Annotated in this window: 18 protein-coding genes; 15 read left to right on the top strand and 3 right to left on the bottom strand. The window is 71.6% G+C overall.

The annotated features are described in order from the left end of the window. Nucleotides 1-22: 22 nt before the first annotated feature. The 3 genes from ACZ7L4_RS26205 (at nucleotide 23) to ACZ7L4_RS26195 (ending at nucleotide 3,119) form a co-directional block, all read left to right on the top strand. Nucleotides 23-922 (top strand): LLM class F420-dependent oxidoreductase, encoded by a 900-nt coding sequence (locus ACZ7L4_RS26205; protein WP_472106191.1) that lies wholly within the window; start codon nucleotides 23-25, stop codon nucleotides 920-922. Nucleotides 923-1,015: 93 nt separating this feature from the next. After that, nucleotides 1,016-1,627, top strand: coding sequence for an acyl-CoA-like ligand-binding transcription factor (locus ACZ7L4_RS26200; protein ID WP_472106189.1), 612 nt, complete (start codon nucleotides 1,016-1,018; stop codon nucleotides 1,625-1,627). 19 nt (nucleotides 1,628-1,646) lie between these two features. Further along, the gene (locus tag ACZ7L4_RS26195) at nucleotides 1,647-3,119 is read left to right on the top strand and encodes an FAD-dependent monooxygenase (RefSeq protein ID WP_472106187.1); all 1,473 of its coding nucleotides are present in this window, start codon (nucleotides 1,647-1,649) and stop codon (nucleotides 3,117-3,119) included. A 42-nt stretch (nucleotides 3,120-3,161) separates the two neighbouring features. On the opposite strand, the gene ACZ7L4_RS26190 is transcribed toward ACZ7L4_RS26195, so the two are convergent. Continuing rightward, nucleotides 3,162-4,187: a LacI family DNA-binding transcriptional regulator gene (locus tag ACZ7L4_RS26190; protein WP_472107348.1), complete on the bottom strand. Its 1,026-nt coding sequence runs from the start codon at nucleotides 4,185-4,187 to the stop codon at nucleotides 3,162-3,164. 298 nt (nucleotides 4,188-4,485) lie between these two features. On the opposite strand from ACZ7L4_RS26190, the gene ACZ7L4_RS26185 reads away from it, so the two are divergent. The 6 genes from ACZ7L4_RS26185 (at nucleotide 4,486) to ACZ7L4_RS26160 (ending at nucleotide 12,010) form a co-directional block, all read left to right on the top strand. Continuing rightward, entirely contained in the window at nucleotides 4,486-5,589 is a 1,104-nt protein-coding gene (locus ACZ7L4_RS26185) for a glycoside hydrolase family 172 protein (RefSeq protein WP_472106185.1), read from the top strand. 45 nt (nucleotides 5,590-5,634) lie between these two features. After that, nucleotides 5,635-6,990, top strand: coding sequence for an ABC transporter substrate-binding protein (locus tag ACZ7L4_RS26180; RefSeq protein ID WP_472106183.1), 1,356 nt, complete (start codon nucleotides 5,635-5,637; stop codon nucleotides 6,988-6,990). An 86-nt stretch (nucleotides 6,991-7,076) separates the two neighbouring features. Further along, nucleotides 7,077-7,961 (top strand): carbohydrate ABC transporter permease, encoded by an 885-nt coding sequence (locus tag ACZ7L4_RS26175; protein ID WP_472106181.1) that lies wholly within the window; start codon nucleotides 7,077-7,079, stop codon nucleotides 7,959-7,961. Beyond that, nucleotides 7,951-8,823 carry a carbohydrate ABC transporter permease gene (locus ACZ7L4_RS26170; RefSeq protein ID WP_472106179.1) on the top strand — a complete coding sequence of 291 codons (873 nt, stop codon included), beginning with the start codon at nucleotides 7,951-7,953 and terminating at the stop codon, nucleotides 8,821-8,823. Before ACZ7L4_RS26175 ends, ACZ7L4_RS26170 begins: the two co-directional genes overlap by 11 nt. Nucleotides 8,824-8,860: 37 nt before the next feature. After that, complete coding sequence (locus ACZ7L4_RS26165; protein WP_472106177.1) at nucleotides 8,861-10,342, top strand: FGGY-family carbohydrate kinase; 1,482 nt, start codon at nucleotides 8,861-8,863, stop codon at nucleotides 10,340-10,342. Between the two features lie 36 nt (nucleotides 10,343-10,378). Then, on the top strand, nucleotides 10,379-12,010 hold the full coding sequence (locus ACZ7L4_RS26160; RefSeq protein WP_472106175.1) for a fucose isomerase: 1,632 nt from the start codon (nucleotides 10,379-10,381) through the stop codon (nucleotides 12,008-12,010). A gap of 4 nt (nucleotides 12,011-12,014) precedes the next feature. Here ACZ7L4_RS26160 and ACZ7L4_RS26155 read toward each other — a convergent pair whose 3' ends face one another. Further along, the gene (locus ACZ7L4_RS26155) at nucleotides 12,015-13,475 is read right to left on the bottom strand and encodes an APC family permease (protein ID WP_472106173.1); all 1,461 of its coding nucleotides are present in this window, start codon (nucleotides 13,473-13,475) and stop codon (nucleotides 12,015-12,017) included. A gap of 194 nt (nucleotides 13,476-13,669) precedes the next feature. Between ACZ7L4_RS26155 and dapE the strand changes: the two genes are divergently transcribed. After that, nucleotides 13,670-14,755, top strand: a complete 1,086-nt coding sequence (dapE, locus tag ACZ7L4_RS26150; protein ID WP_472106171.1) for a succinyl-diaminopimelate desuccinylase — start codon at nucleotides 13,670-13,672, stop codon at nucleotides 14,753-14,755. Here the strand turns inward: dapE and ACZ7L4_RS26145 are convergent. After that, nucleotides 14,744-16,321 (bottom strand): PucR family transcriptional regulator, encoded by a 1,578-nt coding sequence (locus ACZ7L4_RS26145; RefSeq protein WP_472106169.1) that lies wholly within the window; start codon nucleotides 16,319-16,321, stop codon nucleotides 14,744-14,746. The genes dapE and ACZ7L4_RS26145 overlap by 12 nt on opposite strands. A 116-nt stretch (nucleotides 16,322-16,437) precedes the next feature. Here ACZ7L4_RS26145 and ACZ7L4_RS26140 point away from each other — a divergent pair, with 116 nt between their 5' ends. The 5 genes from ACZ7L4_RS26140 to ACZ7L4_RS26120 all read left to right on the top strand — a co-directional run bounded on the left by ACZ7L4_RS26140 (nucleotide 16,438) and on the right by ACZ7L4_RS26120 (nucleotide 20,822). Next, a complete protein-coding gene (locus ACZ7L4_RS26140) occupies nucleotides 16,438-17,229 on the top strand; it encodes a chorismate synthase (RefSeq protein ID WP_472106167.1) in 792 nt (263 codons plus the stop codon). Next, a complete protein-coding gene (gene menC, locus ACZ7L4_RS26135) occupies nucleotides 17,226-18,332 on the top strand; it encodes an o-succinylbenzoate synthase (RefSeq protein ID WP_472106165.1) in 1,107 nt (368 codons plus the stop codon). The genes ACZ7L4_RS26140 and menC overlap by 4 nt, the downstream gene beginning before the upstream one ends. A gap of 129 nt (nucleotides 18,333-18,461) precedes the next feature. After that, a complete protein-coding gene (locus ACZ7L4_RS26130; RefSeq protein ID WP_472106163.1) occupies nucleotides 18,462-19,109 on the top strand; it encodes a class I SAM-dependent DNA methyltransferase in 648 nt (215 codons plus the stop codon). Nucleotides 19,110-19,205: 96 nt separating this feature from the next. Next, entirely contained in the window at nucleotides 19,206-20,375 is a 1,170-nt protein-coding gene (locus ACZ7L4_RS26125; protein ID WP_472106161.1) for an FAD-dependent oxidoreductase, read from the top strand. A 33-nt stretch (nucleotides 20,376-20,408) separates the two neighbouring features. Continuing rightward, the gene (locus tag ACZ7L4_RS26120; RefSeq protein ID WP_472106159.1) at nucleotides 20,409-20,822 is read left to right on the top strand and encodes a VOC family protein; all 414 of its coding nucleotides are present in this window, start codon (nucleotides 20,409-20,411) and stop codon (nucleotides 20,820-20,822) included. Nucleotides 20,823-20,853 lie beyond the last annotated feature (31 nt).

Below are 20,853 nucleotides of genomic sequence, written 5' to 3'. Positions count from 1 at the left end.
GCGTGTGGGTAGCCTCGGAGGCATGGCCAACATCAATTTCAGTTCTCGTGTCGGCGTCTGGTGGACCAGTGACCGGTGGCCGATCAACGACGTCGTCGCCCGAGCCCGTGAGATCGAGAACCTCGGCTATGCCTCGCTGTTCTACGGCGAGGCCGGAGGCAAGGAGACCTTCACGCAGGCCGCCGCCCTGCTCGGCGGCACCGAACGCCTGGTGGTCGGCACCGGCATCGCCAACATCCACGCCCGCAGCGCCCCGGCGAGCGAAGCGGGCGCCCGTACGCTCGGCGCGCTGCACCCGGGCCGGTTCGTGCTCGGCCTCGGTGTCAGCCACGCCCCGCTGGTGGAGCACAGCTACGCCGGTTCCTACAGCAAGCCGCTGGCCACCATGCGGGAGTACCTGCGGACCATGGACGCGGTGCCGGACGCGGTGGAGCCGGACGGGCAGCGCCCCGCTCGGCTCCTCGCCGCCCTGGGCCCGAAGATGATCGAGCTGTCCGGCAAGGCCGCCGACGGGGCACACCCGTACCTGGTGACGCCGGAGCAGACCGCGTCCACCCGCGAGCAGTTGGGCCCCGACAAGTGGGTCGTCAGCGAGCAGGGCGTCGCGCTCACCACGGACCGGGAGACCGGCCTGCGGCGGGCGCACCAGCATCTGCACATGTACTCGCAGCTGCCCAACTACCGCAATTCCTGGCTGCGTCAGGGATTCGAGGAGTCCGACGTGGTCGTCGGAGGCTCGGACAAGCTGGCCGAGGCGATGGTGGCCATGGGCGACGCGGAGACGGTCGCCGCGCGCGTACGGGCACAGCTGGACGCGGGCGCCGACCAGGTCGTCGTGCAGGTCCTCGGCGACGACCCCTCCGACGACCCGCTGCCCGCGCTGCGCGAACTCGCCCCGGCCCTCGGCCTGCCCAGCGCCTGAGCGGCGGGGGGTCGCTCCACCCGGTCTGAGAGCCGAGCAACATTGCGCGCCACGCATTATTGCGTGGCGCGCAATGTTTGCTACTGTGGTGCCATGAGCGGACTGAGAGAGCGCAAGAAGGAAGCCACGAGGGTGGCTCTGAGCTGGGCCGCGATCAGGCTCACCGTGGAACGCGGGCTCGACGACGTCCGGGTCGAGGACATCGCCGGAGCGGTCGGTGTCTCGCCGCGCACGTTCAACAACTACTTCTCCAGCAAGGCGGAGGCGATCGCCTTCCGTCACCTCCGGCGCTCCCTGCGGGTGGCCGAGGAGGTCCGGTCCGCGCCGGAGGGCGAGCCGCTGTGGGAGGTCATCACCCAGGCGGTGCTCCGGCAGCTGGAACCGGGTCCTGAAGTGCGCGACATGCCGCCGCAGGAACCGGCCGACTGGGCGGCGGGGCTGCGGGTGATGGTGGCGGAGCCCGCGCTGCAGTCCGAGATGCTGCGCGCGGGCAAGATCGCCGAAAGCGAGCTGGCCGCCGCGATCGCCGACCGCACGGGCACCTCCGTCGACCTCGACCTCTACCCCCGCCTCGTGGCCGCGAGCGTGACCGCCGCCAACAGTGCCGCACTCGACCTGTTCCTGCACGGCGATGCGGAACAGCCGATGGAGCCACTGCTGCGCTCGGCCCTCACGATGCTGGCCGCCGGGCTCCCGACCCCTTAGTGCCTCGAGGAGGCATGTCATGTTCGACGTGATCATCGCGGGTGGCGGCCCCAACGGGCTGATGCTGGCCGCTGAACTGGCACTGGCCGGGGTCCGCCCGGTCGTCATCGAGAAACTCACCGGGCCCAAGACCGAACCCCGGGCGAACGGCCTGGTGGGCCAGGTCGTACGGATGCTGGACCGGCGCGGTCTGTACGCCCGGATCAGCGGCAGCGACGAACCCGTCAGGCCCGCGCCCCGCTACATGTTCGGCGCGTTCCCTCTCGAACTCCACCGGCTCGAGGACAACCCGGTCGGTATCCTCCCCGCGCCACAGGCCCGGATCGAGGAGGTCCTCGCCGAGCGGGCCACCGAACTCGGGGTCGACCTGCGCAGGGGTCAGGAGGTCACCGATGTCCGACAGGACGCCGACTCGGTACGGGTGACCCTGGCGAGCGGGGAGTCCCTTGTCACCCGTTACCTGGTGGCGGCCGACGGCGGACGCAGCACCGTGCGCCGCCTGACCGGCATCGGCTTTCCCGGAGTCACCAACGACGACTTCGTGTCCCGCTCCGCGACCGTGTCCGCATCGGACGAACATGTGGGCCCGCAGGGCGAGTTGATTGTCCCGGGTTACGGGACGCTGCCGCCCACCATGTACATACGCACCGAGCGCGGAACCATCGTCTGGGCCAGGCTGCCCGGCCGCCCCGCCGGCATCCACACCACGGAGGTCGAGTCACCGGACGACGACCGGGCCGCGCCGATGACCTTCCAGGAACTGCTCGACAGCGCCGAGCGCGTCCTCGGTGCACCCCTGCCGGTCCTCCCGCCCGAGGGCGAGGGGCCGCACCTGCTGCGCCGTCTCGTCGGAGGCAACACACGGCTCGCGGACCGCTACCGGGAAGGGCGGATCCTGCTGCTCGGGGACGCGGCCCACGTGCACTCCGCGATCGGCGGCCCCGGCCTCAACCTCGGACTTCAGGACGCCGTCAACCTCGGCTGGAAACTGGCCGCGACGGTGCGCGGGTGGGCGCCCGAGGGTCTGCTCGACACCTACGACGAGGAGCGCCGCCCCGTCGCCGAACGCGTCGTGGACTCGACCCTGGCCCAGTCGGCGCTGCTGCGCCCCGGCCCGGAGGTCACCGCCCTGCGGACCGTCTTCGGTGAACTCCTGGACACACTCGCGGGCACGGAACGCATCGCCCACCTCGTCGCCGGCACCACCGAGGGCTTCGCCCCCGACCTCGTCGTGCGCACCGCCGCCGGAACCCACCGGCTCGCCGAACTGACCGCCACCGCACGCCCGTTGCTCCTCGACCTCGGCGGCGACTTCGCCGACGTGGCGAAGCCCTGGCGCGACCGGGTCGACGTCGTCACCGGCACAGCGGACGGCACCGACGCGACGGGCATGCTCCTGCGACCCGACACCCATGTCGCCTGGACCGGCCACGGGCCGGATGATGCGGCCGGCCTCGAGGCGGCGCTGAACCGGTGGTTCGGTCCGGCGTAGGCGCGACACGGAGCGTTGCCGCGTGGTCGGCGCCCGTGCGTCTCAGTTCCGGGCCGGGCCGCTCGTCGACTCCCGGACCTGGAGCGACGTGCGCAGCACCACCGTCTGCAGCGGCTTCGCGGTCCCCGCGATGCGCTCCTGCAACAGCTGGGCGGCCGCGAACCCCAGCTCGTAGGAGGGGAGTTGGACCGAGCTGAGTGAGGGCGTGACCAGCTCCGGCCAGGGCACGTCGCCGAACGAGAGGAGCCCGGTCTCCGGCGGCGCCAGCCCGGCCTCGCGCAGGGCCGCGAGCGCGCCCACCGTCATGAGGTTGTTCGCCACGAACACGGCGTCCGGCGGTTCCGGCAGGGCCAGCAGCCTCTCCATCGCGGCGCGCCCGCCGTCCACCCGGAAGTCCCCGTGCACGACGTACTCGGCGGGCGGCTCGGTCGACTGTCCGGCACCGGTGTCGCCCAAGTGGTCGCGCAGCACCGCCCGGTACCCCGCGAGTCGCTCGTCGGACGTGGAGGCGCCCTCGGGGCCCGCGATGCAGGCGATGCGCCGGTACCCGCGCGCCAGCAGATGCTCGGTGGCCTCCTCGCCGCCGTGCCGGTTGTCCATCATCACGGCGTCCACCGAGGCGCCGCGCGGACGCCGGTCGACCGCGACCACCGGGGTGCCCCGGTCCACGAGCGCGGACAGGTCGGTGCGGTGCCGGGAGGCCGCGGCGACGATCACGCCGGCCATCTGCTCGGCCGCGGCCACCTCCAGATAGCGGTGCTCCTTGTCCACGTCCTCGTCCGTGTTGCACAGCACCACCGACAGGTTGGTCTCCTGCGCCGCGTCCTCGACGCCGCGGGCAAGCGCGGTGAAGAACGGGTTTCCGATGTCCGGGATGATCAGGCCGATCACGGAGGCGCGCTGCATCCGCAGGGAGCGGGCGACCCGGTTGGGCGCGAAGCCGAGCACGGCCGCGGCGGCGCGCACGGTCGCCGCGCGCTCCGCGGTGACCCGGCCGCCGTTGAAGACCCGCGACACGGTGGCGGGGGAGACCCCGGCCTCGCGCGCCACGTCGTAGATCGTCGCCACAGACCCCTCACTCAACCCCTCGTCCAGGCGGGGCAGTTCGCCCCGCGATCCGGCCGTGCCCGGTGCTGCCGTCATTGTCCGCCTCGGCAACTCCGGTTCCCACGCGAACTCTTGACAGCGTCTGGCGGGAAACCTACGTTCCCGTGAAACGGATTTCAAGACGTTCCGCCGCGACCCGCAACGGGTGCGGACTTCTCAGCTCGGCATTCCAGACATTGACGGAGAGAACCTCCGCGATGTCGTGCGAAATCGATTTCAGACGACGACTCACAACGACGGTTCAAACGACGGAGCTTCGATGAGCATCGCCCCCGGACTGACCGGCCTCGCCCGCACCACCAGCGCGGTCACCCGCTCGATCAGCGCGGAGAACTTCACGGGCGCCAAGGGCGCAGGCGGCATGGCGACCGAGGGCACGGGCGCGGCCGCCGCGAGCCGGCTCGGCCGCGGCTGGAAGATCTCGCCGAGCATCGACATCGCCGCCGGGGAGACGGTCGTCCTCGCCGACATCGACGGGCCCGGCACGATCACCCACATCTGGTGCACGACGGCCCCGCACGCCGCCTGGCGCCAGACGCTGCTGCGCTTCTACTGGGAGGGCGAGGACACCCCGGCCGTCGAGGTCCCGCTCGGCGACTTCTTCTGCAACGGCTGGAACGTGTTCAGCCAGGTCAGCTCGATCCCCGTGGCGGCGAACCCGAACGGCGGGCTCAACGCGTACTGGCCGATGCCGTTCCGCCGCAAGGCCCGGATCACGCTGGAGAACCTGGCCCCCGAACAGCTCACGCTCTACTACCAGATCGACTACGAGCTGGACGAAGTCGCCGACGACGCCGCCTACTTCCACGCCCAGTGGCGACGCAGCAACCCGGTCACGGCCGGCACCGACCACACCCTCCTCGAAGGCGTCGAGGGCAAGGGCCAGTACGTCGGCACCTACCTCGCCTGGGCCGTGAACAGCCCCGGCTGGTGGGGCGAGGGCGAGCTGAAGTTCTTCCTCGACGGCGACGACGCGTGGCCCACCATCTGCGGCACCGGCACCGAGGACTACTTCGGCGGCGCCTGGAACTTCGACGTCCCCGGCCAGGGCTACACCGCGTTCACCACCCCGTACCTCGGCCTCAACCAGATCCTGAAGCCGGACGGCCTGTACGACAGCCAGCAGCGGTTCGGGATGTACCGCTGGCACGTCCTCGACCCGATCCGCTTCCAGGACGACCTGCGGGTGACGGTGCAGTGCCTCGGCATCGGCCGCGGCCAGGGCAACGGCCTGCGGCACCGCTACCGCGCCAACCACGACGACATCGCGTCGACGTCCCTCTTCTACCTGGACCGCCCCGCCGGCGTGGGCCTGCCGCCCGCCCCGGACCTGCTCGACCTCGAGGTCGACACGCACATGTAGCCGTATCCGCGTATCCACACCCACCAAGAGAGACGGGAGCACGCCATGCTCCGACACGGCAAGGACGCCGTGACGCCGTCCCGCCGCCGCGTCCTCGGCGCCGCCGCGGGCCTCGCGGCGGCCGGCGCTACCGCACCGCTGCTGAGCGACTGCGGGGGGCCGGCCAGGGCCGAGGGCAGGACGTTGAAGTTCTGGTACTTCTACGATGCCCACTCGCCCGAACCGGCGGACCGGGCGCGCGCGAAGTGGTTCCAGGACCTCGTCAAGGACTGGAACGCCGACCACGACGTCAAGATCGAGCTGTACTACGTGCCCGGGGACAGCTACCAGGGCTCGAAGATGGTCACCGCCTTCGCCTCCGAGGCGGGCCCGGACATCTTCCTGCTCAGCCCCGGCGACTTCCTGCGCTACTACAACGGCGGCATCCTCGCCGACCTCACCCCGCACCTGGACAAGGGTGTCGTCGAGGACTACGGCAACAGCCTCGACAGCCGCATGGTCGACGGCAAGGTCTACGCCCTGCCCATGGAGGTCGAGCCGCTGGCCATGTACTACAACGTCCCCGTCTGGGAGAAGGCGGGACTGTCCGAGGGCGACATCCCGACGACGTGGGACGCGATGCTGGACGCCGGTGACAAGCTGCGCACCAAGGCAGGTGCGGGCCTCGTCTTCCAGACGGACCCCGGCTACTACCAGAACTTCACCTGGTACCCGTGGCTGTGGCAGGGCGGCGGTGAGGTCGTCGACGAACAGGGGCGGGTCGGCTTCGACTCCAAGGCCGCACGGCAGGCGCTCGCGCTGTGGCAGGACGCGGTCCGGGCGGGGATCGCGCCGCGCACGATGCCCGCCGCCGACGACCCGATCACCGCCTTCACCTCCAACCTCGCGGGGATGTGGCAGAGCGGCATCTGGGAGATCTCCGGGTTCCGGAACTCCGCTCCCAAGCAGAAGTACGGCGTCTTCAAGCTGCCGGTGCCCAGCGGCGGCAAGTACGCCACCGTCCTCGGCGGTTGGTCGTTCTGCGCCAGCACCCAGGGCAGCAACCCCGAGGTCGCGGCGGAGTTCTGTGCCTGGGCCCTCGGCGGGATGAACGACGAGTCGATCGGGCGGACCGTCGACTGGTGCACCGGCTCCAAGTCCGACATCTCGCCCCGCACCTCGGCCCTGGAACGGGCGGCCGCCAAGGGCGGCTACGACTTCTGGGCGATGAAGAAGTTCAAGGAAGAGATCTTCCCCGGCGGCCGCGCCGAACCCCGCTACCCGCCCGTGGTCTACAAGGCGGTGTCCGACGCCATCCAGGCGACGATGCTCGCCGGCAAGGGCGTGGCGGGCGAGACGGACCGGGCCGCCCAGAGCATCGAGGCCTTCATGCAGAGCTACCAGGGGGCGAGCCTGATATGACGAGCGTCGCGTCACAGACGTCGCAGCCGACAGGTGGGCCGCCTGTGCCGGCCGCCGCCGAGACCGCACCTCCCGCGGGCCGTGGCATGTCCCGGACCCGCAGGGAGTGGCTGGCCGCCGCGCTCTTCCTGTTGCCCGACGGCATCGGGCTCGGGATCTTCGTCGTCCTGCCCATGTTCCTGTCGATCGCCCTGAGCTTCTTCCAGGTCTCGGGCTTCGGCAGCTACGAATGGGTGGGCCTCGGCAACTACGAGCGGATGCTGCACGATCCGTACTTCTGGTCCTCGATCGGGGTGACCGCGAAGTACGTGGTGATCCTCGTGCCCACCCTCTTCTGCGTCAGCCTCGCGCTCGGCGTGCTGATGAAGCAGAAGCTGCCGGGCATGGCCGCCTACCGCACGGCGTTCTTCCTGCCCCACATGCTCAGTCTGGTCGTCGTCGGCCTGCTGTGGAAGTTCATGCTCGACGAACAGACGGGCGTGGTGAACAAGGCGGGCAGCGCCCTCGGCATGAACCCGCTGTCCTGGCTGGGCGACCCCGACCTCGCGCTGTACGCCGTCATCGCCGTGACCGTCTGGTACATGATGGGCTACTACATGATCATTTTCCTGGCGGGTCTCAACGAGATCCCCCAGGAGCTGTACGAGGCCGCGAGGCTCGACGGCGCGGGAGCCTGGACGGCCTTCCGCCGCATCACCTGGCCGCTGCTGCGGCCGACCAGCTTCTTCGTGCTGATCATGACCACCGTCGCGGCCATCACCGGAACCTTCGACCTGGTCTTCGTACTGACCTCCGGCGGCCCGGCCAACGGGACCGCGGTGGCGATGTTCTACATCTACCAACAGGCCTTCGTGTTCGGTGAGTACGGCTATGCCGCGGCCCTCGGCTCCTTCCTGGTGCTGATCATGGTCGCCCTGTCCGGACTGATCTTCAAGGTGACCAAGGGCGGGAGGTTCGACGATGAGCAGTGACACCGCGACCCTGATGAGGCCGGTGCACGCGGCGCCCGGAACCTCCCGGCGGCGCCGCTTCGGCCCCCGTGCCGGACTGGTCGCCCTGGCGATCGTGCTGGCCGCCGTCAGCATCTTCCCGGTGCTGTGGATGCTCACCGCGTCCGTCAAGACCCGTGCCACGGTCACCGACGGCAAGCTCCTTCCCACGGACCTCACCTGGGACAACTTCGCCTACGTTTTCACCGAAGTGCCCTTCGCGCGCTGGCTGTTCAACAGCTTCATCACGGCCGCGGTGATCACGGCGGTGGCCCTGCTCTTCCACTCGATGGCCGCCTACGCGCTCGCCCGACTCAAGTTCCCGGGCCGGGACGGCATCTTCGTGGTCATCTTCTCGACGCTGCTGATCACCGCGCCCGTCATCCTGATCCCGCTGTTCGTCGTCGTCCGCACGCTGGGAATGCTGGACAGCTACGCGGCACTGATCGTCCCACCGCTGTTCAACGCCTTCGGGATCTTCCTGCTCCGCCAGTTCTACCTCGGCATCCCGAAGGAACTGGAGGAGGCGGCGATCGTCGACGGCTGCGGCTACTGGCGCGTGTACTGGAACGTCATCCTGCCGCTGTCCCGGCCCATCCTCTCCGCGCTCTCGGTGTTCTTCTTCCTCGCGAACTGGAACGCCTTCGCCTGGCCCCTGGTCGCCACCAACAGCGCGTCCCTGACGGTCACCCAGGTGGGCATCGCCTCGTTCAGCACGCAGTACGGCGCGAACTGGAACTACGTGCTGGCCGCCGCGGTGGTGGCGGTGATTCCCATGCTCGCCCTCTTCCTCGTCTTCCAGCGCCAGATGGTCGAATCAATCAAGACCTCCGGCCTGAAGTAGCGCCAGAGAAGCAGCGACAGAAAGGGTGGCCACCACCATGCCCCAGTCCGCAGTCATCGGCGTCGACATCGGCACCTCCAGCAGCAAGGGCATCCTCGTCGCCCTCGACGGCACCGTCCTGCACACCGCCGTCCGCGAGCACACCGTCGACCGCCCCGCCCCCGGGCACGTGGAGATGTCGGGGGAGGTGTGGTGGGACGAGTTCGTCTCGCTCGCCCGAGAGCTGACGGCCGCCCAGGACACGGACGTGGTCGCCGTCGGCGTCAGCGGCATGGGGCCCTGCGTACTGCTCGCCGACGCCGACGACACGCCGCTGCGGCCCGCGATCCTGTACGGCGTCGACACCCGCTCCGTCGCCCAGATCGAGCGCCTGGAGGGGGAGTTGGGGGCCGACGAGATCACCCACCGGTGCGGCTCGCGGCTCACCTCGCAGGCGGCCGGCGCCAAGGTGGCCTGGGTCGCCGACGAGGAACCGGGGCTGTTCGCCCGGGCCCGCCGCCTCTACATGCCCAGTTCGTGGCTGGCCCGCAAGCTCACCGGCGCCTACGTCCTCGACCACCACTCCGCCAGCCAGTGCACCCCGCTCTACGACACCCTGGCCCGCGACTGGTACGCGCCGTGGGCCGAGCGGATCGCACCCGGCATCGAACTCCCGCCGCTGCGCTGGTCCGGCGAGGCCGCCGGCGCGGTCACCGCCGAGGCCGCCCGCGCCACGGGGCTGCCCGAAGGCATCCCGGTCACCACCGGCACCATCGACGCCTGGGCCGAGGCGCTCAGCGTCGGCGCGCACGGCGTCGGCGACCTGATGCTCATGTACGGCACGACCATGTTCCTCGTGCACACCGTGCCAGACCTGCTGCGCGACCCCGCGCTGTGGAGCACGGTCGGCGCCCTGCCCGGCACCCGCAACCTCGCGGGCGGCATGGCCACCTCCGGCGCCGTCACCGGCTGGCTGCGCGACCTGTTCGGCGACGTCGACTACCCCGAACTCCTGGGCCTCGCCGAGAAGTCGGGGCCCGGCGCGAACGGCCTGCTGATGCTGCCGTACTTCGCCGGGGAGCGCACCCCTGTCGACGACCCGCGCGCCCGTGGTGTCATCGCCGGGCTCACCCTCGGCCACACCCGCGGCGACCTGTACCGGGCCGCCCTGGAGGCCACCGCCTTCGGTGTCCGGCACAACATCGAGGCACTGGAGGCGGCCGGGGGCGACATCCGCCGCGTCGTCGCCGTCGGCGGCGGCACGCAGGGGCGGCTGTGGACCCAGATCGTCTCCGACGTCACCGGCCGCACGCAGGAGGTGCGGACCACGTCCGTCGGAGCCTCCTACGGAGGGGCCCTGCTGGCCGCGCAGCTCGTCACCGACGGCGCCCGGATCGACGACTGGAACCCCGTCGCCGAACGGATCGCCCCGCGCCCCGAGGTGACCGCCCGCTACGACCAGCTGTACGCGCTGTACCGCGAGCTCTACCCCGCGTCGGCGGACGTGGCACACGCCCTGGCCGACCTCCAGACCCGCTGACACCCCAACTCGTACCGCACGCATTGGAGTCACCGCATGACGTACGCCCTGCCCCAGCCCCTCACGCCGCCCGCCGCAGAGCCGGGTGTCGTCCACACCGTCGCCAGCGGTGACCTGCGGCCCTCCGCGAACCTCGCCGGGTGGCCCTCGCAGCAGAAGCTGGAGGCGGACCTGGCCGCCGCGCTTACCGACCTCGGCCGGAGCGTGCGCCGCGGTCACCCCGTCGACGAGGTCAAGGGGCACGGCTTCATCGACAGTCAGCGTGCCGGCATCGAGGTGTTCAAGACCCTGCCGCCGGACGCCCCGCTCATCGTCGTCGAGGGTGTCTGGCAGTACAGCCACCATGTCCTCGCCGGACTGCGGACGCACCGCGGACCGATCCTCGTCGTCGCCAACTGGAGCGGCGAATTCCCGGGCTTGGTCGGCCTGTTGAACCTCACCGCCAGCCTCACCAAGGCGGGCGTCGCCCACTCCGTGCTGTGGAGCGAGGACTTCACCGACGACTGGGCCCGCGAAGGACTGCGCACCTGGCTGGAGACCGGCACGCTCACCCACGACACCAGCCACGTACGGGAACTGCCCGCGCTCCCGGCCGACGCGGAGACCGAACTCGGCACCGCCCTCGCCCGTCAACTCCGGGAGGAGAAGGCCGTCATCGGCGTCTTCGACGAGGGCTGCATGGGCATGTACAACGCCATCATCGACGACGAGCTGCTGAACGCCCTCGGCGTCTACAAGGAGCGCCTGTCGCAGAGCGCGCTCGTCGTCGAGATGAACAAGGTGACCGACGCGGAGGCGCAGGCCGTCCGCGACTGGCTGGACGCGGCCGGCATGACCTTCCACACCGGCACCGACGAGGCCACCGAACTCACCGACGCCCAGCTGCTCAGCCAGTTCAAGATGTACATCGCCGCGCTGCGCCTGTCCGACGACTTCGGCCTGGACGCGGTCGGCATCCAGTACCAGCAGGGCCTCAAGGACACCGTCCCGGCGAGCGACCTGGCGGAGGGGCTGCTCAACAACGTCGAGCGTCCCGCGGTGCTGTCCCGCGACGGCTCCCGCGAGCTGTACGCGGGCGCGCCGCTGCCGCACTTCAACGAGGTCGACGAGGGCGTGGCCGTCGACTCCCTGGCCACCAACCGGATCTGGACCGCGATGGGCCTCGACCCGGCGACGACGCTGCACGACATCCGCTGGGGCGAGGAGTACGACGGGCGGTTCGTCTGGGTCTTCGAGATCTCCGGCTCGGTGCCCGCATCCCACCACGGCGGCTACGACAAGTCGTACTCCAAGCGGCAGCCGGCCATGTTCTTCCCGCTCGGCGGCGGCACGCTCAGTGGTGTCTCCAAGCCCGGCGAGATCGTCTGGTCCCGCGTCTTCATCATGGACGGCGCACTGCACGCGGACCTCGGCCGGGCGAGCGTCGTCGAACTGCCCGAGGAGGAGACCCGGCGCCGCCTCGACGCCACCAACCCCGAGTGGCCCATCATGCACGCCGTCCTGCACGGCGTGACCCGCGACCAGTTCATGGCCCGCCACAAGGCCAACCACCTCAACGTCGCCTACGCCCCCGACGCGGCCACCGCGGACAAGGCGCTGTGCGCCAAGGCCACGATGTTCCGGGAACTGGGACTGCGGGTCCACCTGTGCGGGGACGTGCGCGTCTAGCCGGTCAGAGCGCGCCCGCCGTCTCCTCCTCCCGCTCCGCCCCGTCCCGCAGCGCCGACCTGCGCCGGCCGAATGCCAGGTACAGGACCGCCGCCAGGGCCAGCCAACCGAGGAACAACGTCCAGGTCAGGCCCGGCAGTTGGTACGCCAGGTAGACGCAGGCGGCGGCGGTGAGGATCGGGACCACCGGGTACAGCGGCACCCGGAAGGGGCGGGGCGCGTCCGGGGCGATGCGGCGCAGCACCATCACCGCCGCGGCCACCGCCACGAAGGCGATCAGCGTGCCCATGCTGGTCAGGTCGGCCAGCTCCTGGAGCGGGACGAACCCGGCGAGGGCCGCGACCGCGACGCCCACGATCCAGGAGTTCGCCGCCGGGGTGTGCCGCTTGCGGTCCACCCGGCGGAAGACCTGCGGGACCAGGCCGTCCCGTGCCATCGAGAACAGGATGCGGGTCTGCCCGTAGAGGGTGACGAGGACGACGCTGAAGATGGAGACGACCGCGCCCGCGGACAGGACGAGGGCGGCCGTGCCCGAGCCCGTGACGTGCGTGAGGATCGACGCGAGCACCGCCTCGCCTGCCGCCTCCTGGCGGGCGAACGCCCCCTCCGGCTGCGCGCCGATACCGGCCACCGCGACCAGGATGTAGAGGGCCGTCACCACGAGGAGGGTGAGGAGCAGGGCCAGCGGGATGGTGCGGCGCGGGTTGCGGACCTCCTCGCCCGCCGTGGACACCGCGTCGAACCCGACGTACGAGAAGAACACCGCGGAGGCGGCCGCCGTGATGCCGCCCATGCCGTGCGGGGCGAAGTCGGTGAAGCGGTCGGCCTGGAAGGCGGTCAGCGCCACCACCGCGAACATCACGAGGACGCCCAGCTTCACGCACACCAGGATCGAGTTCACCAGGATGGACTCGCGGGTGCCGCGGGCGAGCAGCGCCGTGCACGCGAGGACCACCACGATGGCCGGGATGTTCACCAGGCCGCCCGCGCCCGGCGGCTGGCTGATCGCGTCGGGCAGCGTGACACCGAAGAGGGCGTCGGAGACCTCGTTGAGGTACTGGCCCCAGCTGACCGCGACGGTGGACACCGCCACTCCGTACTCCAGCACGAGACACCAGGCGACGAGGTACGCGATGCCCTCGCCGAGCGAGGCGTACGCGTACGAGTAGGTGCTGCCCGCCACCGGGATCGCCCCCGCCAGCTCCACGTAGCAGAGCGCCGCGAGGGCGGCGACGGTGCCCGCGATGACGAACGACAGGACGACACCGGGCCCGGCCGTGGGCACGCTCGTGCCGAGGACGAAGAAGATGCCGGTGCCGAGCACCGAGCTGATCCCGAGCAGTGTCAGCCGCCCGAGCCCCATGGTGCGCTGCAGGCGGGGGCCGTCGTGCGCCGTGCCCTCGGCATCCGCGACGATGCTGTCCAGAGGTTTGCGGCGGCACAGCTGAGTGGCCACAGGGCCCATGGGTCCTCCTGTACGACGTGTGTCGGTGAGGGTGCGGATCCTTCGGGACCGGCGGGCCCCGCACATTGGCCGATCGGCACAAGTGCGACGTGGGGTGTTGGCCGATGTCACAACCCGTGGCCGGCGGTGTCGTCCGAGCATGGTGGGCGCACCCCCGCGGACACCCCGCGCCGCAGACGTGAAGGAGATCAGCCGTGCCCCTCGACCTCGCCGCCGACGTCGTCGCACTCACCGGGGCACTGGTCGACATGCCCTCCGAGAGCGGCGCCGAGGGCCCGCTCGCCGACACCGTGGAGGAGGCGCTGCGCGCGCTGCCGGGCCTCGAGGTGGAGCGCGTCGGCAACTCCGTCGTCGCCCGCACCGACCTCGGCCACCCCGAGCGCGTCGTCCTCGCCGGACACCTCGACACCGTCCCGGAGGCCGGCAACCTCCCGGCGCGCCGCGACGGCGAGCGGCTGTACGGGCTCGGCGCCTGCGACATGAAGGGCGGCGTGGCCGTCGCGCTGAAGCTGGCCGCCGCGGCGTCCGGCGCGCGCGGATCGCTGACCCGCGACGTGACCTTCGCGTTCTACGAGTGCGAGGAGACCGTCGGCGACCGCAACGGCCTCGCCGTGATCGCCGCGCGCAGGCCCGAACTCCTCGACGGCGACCTGGCGTTGCTCCTCGAACCCTCCGACGGCGGCGTGGAGGCGGGCTGCCAGGGCTTCCTGCTCGCCGACATCGTCGTACCGGGGCGGCGGGCGCACACCGCGCGCGCCTGGATGGGCAGCAACGCCGCACACCTCGCGGGCGACGTCCTCACCCGGCTGCACGCGCACGTCCCGGAGCGGATCACGATCGACGGCCTGGAGTACCGCGAGGGCCTCAACGCCGTCGCCGTACGCGCCGGTGTGTCGTCCAACGTCGTGCCCGACGAGTGCGTGGTCACGGTCAACCTCCGCTTCGCGCCCAGCCGTTCGCCCGAGCAGGCGGAGGCGTACCTGCGCGGACTCTTCCCCGAGTGCGCGCTGCGGATCACGGAGGTCGAGCCGGGCGCGCTGCCGGGGCTCGACCGGCCCCTGGCGGCCGATCTGGTCAAGGCGCTGGGCGTCGAGCCGCGGCCGAAGCTCGGCTGGACCGACGTGGCCCGCTTCTCGACCCTCGGTGTCCCGGCGCTCAACTGTGGCCCCGGCGACCCTCAACTGGCCCACACGCCGGGGGAGTTCGTTCCGGTGGCGGAGGTGCGGGCGTGCGAGGAGCGGCTGCGCGGGTGGCTGCTGTCCGGGGATTCAGCCGCGTAGCCCCGCGAGCGTCCGCAACTGCACCCACAGCACGAGCCGCTCGTCCGGGTCGTCGAGGTCGATGCCGAGCTGCCGCTGCACCTTGCGCAGCCGGTAGCGGCAGGTATTCGGGTGAACGACGAGGCGCTCCGCCGCGCGTCCGGCGTCGCAGCCCGCGTCCAGCCAGCAGATGAGGGTGCGGGCGTACTCGGTGCCGTGCTCGGCGTCGTGCGCCAGGACGTCCCGCCAGGGCCCGGCCGCCTGGTCCCTGCGGTCCGCCAGGAACTCGCCGAGCACGAGCAGCGAGGTCCTCGCCCGCACCTGCCCGGCGTCCGCGACCTGCCCCGCCCCGAGCACCCGCAGCACCAGATCGGCGTCGTCGCGCGAGTCCCGCGCTCCGGCGATCCCCGGCACCGCGTGCCCGAGCCCGGCCCGCACGGAGATCCGCAGCGCCTCCTCCGCGCGCCGCACGATGTCCTCCGCGATCCGCAGATGCCGGTCGGCCGCGTGGTCGGCGGCACCGACCACCGGCAGCAGCGCGTACACCACACCGTCGAGCAGGACGCAGGCGTGCTGCCCGTAGCGGGTCTGGCACTGGAGGCGTACGAGGTCGAGCAGGCGCAGCGCCGCCTGCCCGCCGTCCTGCGCGGTCGCCGCGCCCGCGAGCGCGAACGCCGCGACCCGCACTGGGGCGTCGGGCGCGAGGCCGAGGCGGTGCGCGGCCGCGGCCGGTTCGATGGAGCCGTCGAGCAGGCGGCGCAGCAGGTCGCTGCTCAGATGCCGGGCCAGCTCGTCGGCGGCCCGCGCCCGCAGCAGCAGCATCGCGGCGGCCGAGGCGCCCTGGCGCAGCGCGTCCTCGGCGTCGGCGGCCAGGCTGCCGGTGTCCACGGCCCATATCGAGCCGAGCAGTTCGCCTCCGGCACGCACCGTGGTGGCGAGGCGCGGCAGCTCGTCGGCGGTCACCCCGGGCAGTGTCAGCGGGCCCTCGGCGGCGTACAGGAGGCGGTAGTCCTCGTCGTTCTCCGGGCTGCCGGGGACCTGGCGGCCGAGGATGCCCTGCCGCCTGGTCTCGTCGACCGGCTGTCCCGGGACGGTCGAGTACGCGAGGATCTGGCGGCCGAGGTCCTCGATGGCGATCGCCCCGCCGACCGCTGCCGCGACCGCGTTGGCCAGTGCGAACAGATCGCCCGGCAGTGCGTCCTCGCCCAGCGGCGCGGTGCGCGCACCGTGTGCCCCGACGACGGACGACAGCAGCTGGAACACCTGGTGCCAGGCGGCGTCCCGGTCCGTGCCGAGCAGCGCGGCACCCGCCGCCTCGGCATCGGGCACCGCGCCGGCCCCGTCGCCGCGCACCACGACGCCCGCCATCCCGGCCCGCCCGGCGTCGCGCACCAGCGGCCCCGCCTCGCCCGGGCGCACGCCGACGGCGAGCAGCAGCGCGCCCGGAGCCCGCTCCGGCAGCGGGGCGTGCGGATCGTGCAGCAGCACCTCGGTGACCGGGACGGTCAGCCCGTGCGGGGCGCTGAGCAGGCGCAGCGTGGAGCCGCCGAGCGCGTCGAGGAGGTTTCCCAGCGTGCAGGTGTCCATGGGTGAACCTTTCGCCGACGGCGTGAACGGGGGATTGGCCGATCGCAACAGGCTAGACGCCGATGATTGGCCGCCTCCACAAGCCCCTCCCCGGCGTCCGCGCCGAGACTCGTGCCATGAACGATCTGACGACCTCGACCGTCGACGACGTGGCAGGCCTGCGGGCGGTGGCCGACTTCCTCGCCGACGTGTGGCAGATGCCCCGCGACGCGCCGCCCTTCCACACCGATGTGCTGCACAGCGTCGCCCACGCCGGTGGCGCCGTGCACGCGGCCCGGTCGGGCGAAGCCGTGGTCGGTGCGTCGGTCGCGGTGTTCGGCCCGCCCGCCGAGCGGGACGTGTACTCGCTCGCCGCCGCCGCGGCCGTCTCCGACCGTGGCACGGGCCACGCCGTCAAGCAGGCCCAGCGCGTCTGGGCCCTGGAGCGCGGCGCCCGCACTATGCGCTGGACCTTCGACCCGCTCGTCGCCAGGAACGCCCGCTTCAACCTGGTGAAGCTCGGCGCGGTCGCCAGCGAGTACCAGGTCGACTTCTACGGGCCGATGGACGACGGCATCAACAACGGCGACGAGACCGACCGCCTCACCGCCCTGTGGGACCTGACGGCCGACGCCCCGCACGCCCCGGACCCGGTCGAGGGCCGCGCCGCCGCCGCGGTGACCGCCAAGGCGCCCGACGGCGGACCGCTCGCCGCCCGCGACGCGACCCGGCTGTGGTGCCGCGTCCCCGAGGACATCGTCGCGCTGCGCGCCAGCGACCCGGACACCGCGCTGCGCTGGCGGCACGCCGTGCGCGACGTCTTCACCTCGGCGTACGCGGAGGGCCTGCGGGCGACCGCGATGTCCCGCGACGGCTGGTACCTGCTCACTCACCTCTCCGCTTCCACCGCCCAGGAGGACCAGGCATGAAGATCGAACGCGTGGAGCTGCTGCACATCGCGATTCCGCTGGTCAAGCCGTTCCGTACCTCGTTCGGAAGCGTCGACAGCAAGGACGCCTTCCTGCTGCACGTGATCACCGACGAGGCCGAGGGCTGGTCGGAGTTCGCGGGCGACCCCGACCCGCTGTACTGCTCCGAGTTCATCGCGGGCGCCGAGATCGTCATCCGCGACTTCCTGCTGCCGCGCGTCAAGGCGCTGCCCGAGCCGCGCGCGGCCGCCGCCGGGCGGGCCATGGAGCCGGTCAAGGGCAACGAACTGGCGAAGGCGGCCCTGGAGACGGCGCTGCTCGACGCCGAACTGCGCGCGTACGGCATGCCGCTGGCCACCCATCTCGGCTCGGACACCGGGCAGCGGGTGCCCGCGGGTGTCTCCGTCGGCATCAAGAACTCCATCCCGGAGCTGCTCGACGATGTTGAGGAGTATCTCGCCGAGGGCTATGTCCGCATCAAGCTGAAGATCGAGCCCGGCTGGGACCTGGAGCCGCTGCGCGCCGTGCGCGAGCGCTTCGGCGACGCGCTGCCGCTCCAGGTCGACGCCAACACCGCGTACACGCTCGCCGACGCCGAACACCTGCGAAAGCTCGACGAGTTCGGGCTGCTGCTCATCGAGGAGCCGCTCACCGAGAACGACCTGCGAGCCCACGCCCGCCTCCAGGAACGCATCAACACCCCCGTCTGCCTCGACGAGTCGATCCACAGCGCGCGCGACGCCGCCACGGCCATCGCCATGGAGGCCTGCCGGATCATCAACGTCAAGCCGGCTCGCGTCGGCGGCTACCTGGAGGCCCGCCGCATCCACGACGTGGCGGTCGCCAACGGTGTGCCGGTGTGGTGCGGCGGCATGCTGGAGACGGGCATCGGCCGCGCCCCCAACCTGGCCCTCGCCGCACTGCCCGGCTTCACCCTGCCCGGCGACACCTCGGCCTCCAGCCGCTACTACGCGGAGGACATCACCGAGCCGTTCGTGCTCGACAAGGACGGCTGTCTCACGGTGCCCTCGGGCCCCGGCATCGGCATCGACCCGCTGCCGGACACCCTGGCGCGCTTCACCACCGCCACTCATCTGCTGTAACCGGCCGGTCGACACCCGGTCATGTTCGGATCCGGCCTTTCCGGGTAGCGGCGTGACGGTCCCCCCCCCGGGGCGGGTCGAAACGTGCCCGCCGGGGGCGTGAACCGTCCGACGACAAGGGAGACTTGGGTGTCACAGAGCCAGGACCGGATCAAGCGGGCGCACGGTCTGGACGGCGTTGCCGACCGTATCGACTCGTACTACGGAGAATGGGCGGCCTCGTACGACGAGGATCTGCGCACCACCGACTACCGGGGCCCCGAAGAGATCGGCGAGCTGTTCGACGCCATGGCGGGCGACCATCCGGGTGCGATCGGCGCCGATTCCGTCGTCCTCGACGCGGGCTGCGGAACGGGCCTGGTCGGGGGCGTGCTCGAGCGGCGCGGTGTCACCGTCATCGACGGCTTCGACCTCAGCGAGGGCATGGTCACCGAGGCCCGCAGGACGGGCGTCTACCGCTCGCTGACCGCGGGCGTGGACATGAACCGGGGGCTGGTGGAGTTCGCGGACGACAGCTACGACGTGAGCGTGTGCTGCGGTGTGTTCACGCTGGGGCACGTGCCGCCGACCGGGGTGCAGGGACTGCTGCGCGTCACGAGGCCCGGCGGCCTCGTCCTGCTGAGCACCTTCTCGAAGTACCTCGCGGGTTCGGACTTCGTCGCCTACGTGCAGGGGCAGGCGGACGACGGCGCCCTCAAGGTCGTCGAGCGGCGCCGCGACGTGCCGTACACGGCCGAAGGGCCCGCGGACTACTGGGCGTTCGAGGTGCTGCGCTGACGGATCCACCCACCAGTGGGACCGCTGTCGGCGCGCTGTCGGCGGCGGTCGGTGGCCTGTAGGCGATTTGTCGCCGGGCGCAGGGAGATTGTGGTCATGACCTTCTCGACGACACCTTCCGCGCCCACCTCCGTCACGATCATCGGCGCCGGCCTCGGCGGCCTCACCCTCGCCCGCGTCCTGCACCTGCACGGCATACCGGCGACCGTCTACGAGGCGGAGTCCTCGCCGTCCGCACGGGCGCAGGGCGGGCTGCTCGACATCCACGACTACAACGGTCAGCACGCCGTCCGGGCGGCCGGCCTCATGGACGAGTTCCGCGCGATCGTCCTGGAGGGCCATCAGGCCATGCGGGTCCTCGACCCGGACGGCACCCTCCTGTTCGAGGAGGACGACGACGGCACGGGCGGCCGCCCCGAGGTCTACCGCGGAGAACTGCGACAGATCCTGCTCGACTCCCTCCCGGCCGGCACGGTCCGCTGGGGGCACAAGGTCACCGGCGTCCGCTCCCTCGGCGCGGGCCGCCACGAGGTGACCTTCGCCGACGGCCCCACGACCGTCACCGGCCTGCTGGTCGGCGCGGACGGTGCCTGGTCACGGGTCCGCCCGCTGCTCTCCGCCGCCACCCCCGCGTACACCGGCAAGTCCGTCGTCGAGACCTACCTGTACGACTCCGACACCCGGCACCCGGCCACCGCGAAGGCCGTCGGCGGCGGGATGATGATCTCGCTCAAGCCGGGCCGGGAGATCTTCGCCCACCGGGAGCGGGCCGGCACCCTGCACGCCTACGTGGGTCTCGAGGAGCCGCGGGAGTGGTTCGACGCCATCGACCTGACCGACGCCTCCGCCCCCGAGCGGCTCGCGAAGGAGTTCACCGACTGGGTGCCCGAGCTCACCGCGCTGATCACCGAGGCCGACAACGTGCCGACGCTGCGCCACCTGTACGCGCTGCCGACCGGGCACCGGTGGGAGCGGAGGCCGGGCGTCACCCTGCTGGGGGATGCCGCCCATCTCGCGCCCCCGAACGGCGAGGGTGCCAATCTGGCCATGGTCGACGGGGCCGAACTGGCCCAGGCCGTCGCCGCTCACCCCGGCGACGTGGAGGCCGCGCTCACCGCGTACGAGCAGGCCATGTTCGTCCGCACCGCCGAGACCCACGGCGCCGACGAGGACGGGCACTCGCTGCAGGACCTGATGGCCGAGCTTCACCGTGCGCGGGCGGAGTCGGCGCCGAATAATGCGGAAGTCCGGAGCACTCACTCGTAGCACCCACACGTGCACCCGCGAAAGGAACCCGCTGTGGCTTCTCGCCTCAACCCGTACATCGCCTTCGACGGGGACGCCCGCCAGGCCATGGAGTTCTACCAGGGGGTGTTCGGTGGCGAGCTCACCCTGAACACCTTCGGCTCCGCCGGAGGCGGCGGGGCGCCCGCCGGCTTCGCCGACAAGATCATGCACGCCCTCCTGGAGACACCCGCCGGGTTCACGATCATGGGATCGGACACCCCGCCCGGCATGGACCGCACCGTCGGCACCAACATCTCGGTCAGCGTCAGCGGCGACGACTCGGTGGCCCTGCACGGCTACTGGGACAAGCTGGCCGCCAACGGCACGGTCGCCATGCCGCTGGAGAAGCAGATGTGGGGCGACGAGTTCGGCATGTGCACCGACAGCTTCGGCATCAACTGGATGGTCGACATCAGCGACCAGTAGCCGGCCCGGGACGGGCCCGCCCGGCACGGTC

The sequence above is a fragment of the Streptomyces sp. NPDC107575 genome, from assembly GCF_055657265.1.
The sequence above is the reverse complement of the archived record's forward strand: the minus strand, read 5'-3'. Positions and strand labels throughout refer to the sequence as shown.

Coding starts and splice junctions, on each gene's coding strand:
- ACZ7L4_RS26165 (WP_472106177.1), top strand. CDS start 8,861: ATGCCCCAGTCCGCAGTCATCGGCGTCGACATCGGCACCTCCAGCAGC.
- ACZ7L4_RS26160 (WP_472106175.1), top strand. CDS start 10,379: ATGACGTACGCCCTGCCCCAGCCCCTCACGCCGCCCGCCGCAGAGCCG.
- ACZ7L4_RS26155 (WP_472106173.1), bottom strand. CDS start 13,475: ATGGGCCCTGTGGCCACTCAGCTGTGCCGCCGCAAACCTCTGGACAGC.
- ACZ7L4_RS26195 (WP_472106187.1), top strand. CDS start 1,647: ATGTTCGACGTGATCATCGCGGGTGGCGGCCCCAACGGGCTGATGCTG.
- ACZ7L4_RS26140 (WP_472106167.1), top strand. CDS start 16,438: ATGAACGATCTGACGACCTCGACCGTCGACGACGTGGCAGGCCTGCGG.
- ACZ7L4_RS26170 (WP_472106179.1), top strand. CDS start 7,951: ATGAGCAGTGACACCGCGACCCTGATGAGGCCGGTGCACGCGGCGCCC.
- ACZ7L4_RS26185 (WP_472106185.1), top strand. CDS start 4,486: ATGAGCATCGCCCCCGGACTGACCGGCCTCGCCCGCACCACCAGCGCG.
- menC (WP_472106165.1), top strand. CDS start 17,226: ATGAAGATCGAACGCGTGGAGCTGCTGCACATCGCGATTCCGCTGGTC.
- ACZ7L4_RS26125 (WP_472106161.1), top strand. CDS start 19,206: ATGACCTTCTCGACGACACCTTCCGCGCCCACCTCCGTCACGATCATC.
- ACZ7L4_RS26145 (WP_472106169.1), bottom strand. CDS start 16,321: ATGGACACCTGCACGCTGGGAAACCTCCTCGACGCGCTCGGCGGCTCC.
- ACZ7L4_RS26175 (WP_472106181.1), top strand. CDS start 7,077: ATGTCCCGGACCCGCAGGGAGTGGCTGGCCGCCGCGCTCTTCCTGTTG.
- ACZ7L4_RS26200 (WP_472106189.1), top strand. CDS start 1,016: ATGAGCGGACTGAGAGAGCGCAAGAAGGAAGCCACGAGGGTGGCTCTG.
- ACZ7L4_RS26205 (WP_472106191.1), top strand. CDS start 23: ATGGCCAACATCAATTTCAGTTCTCGTGTCGGCGTCTGGTGGACCAGT.
- ACZ7L4_RS26180 (WP_472106183.1), top strand. CDS start 5,635: ATGCTCCGACACGGCAAGGACGCCGTGACGCCGTCCCGCCGCCGCGTC.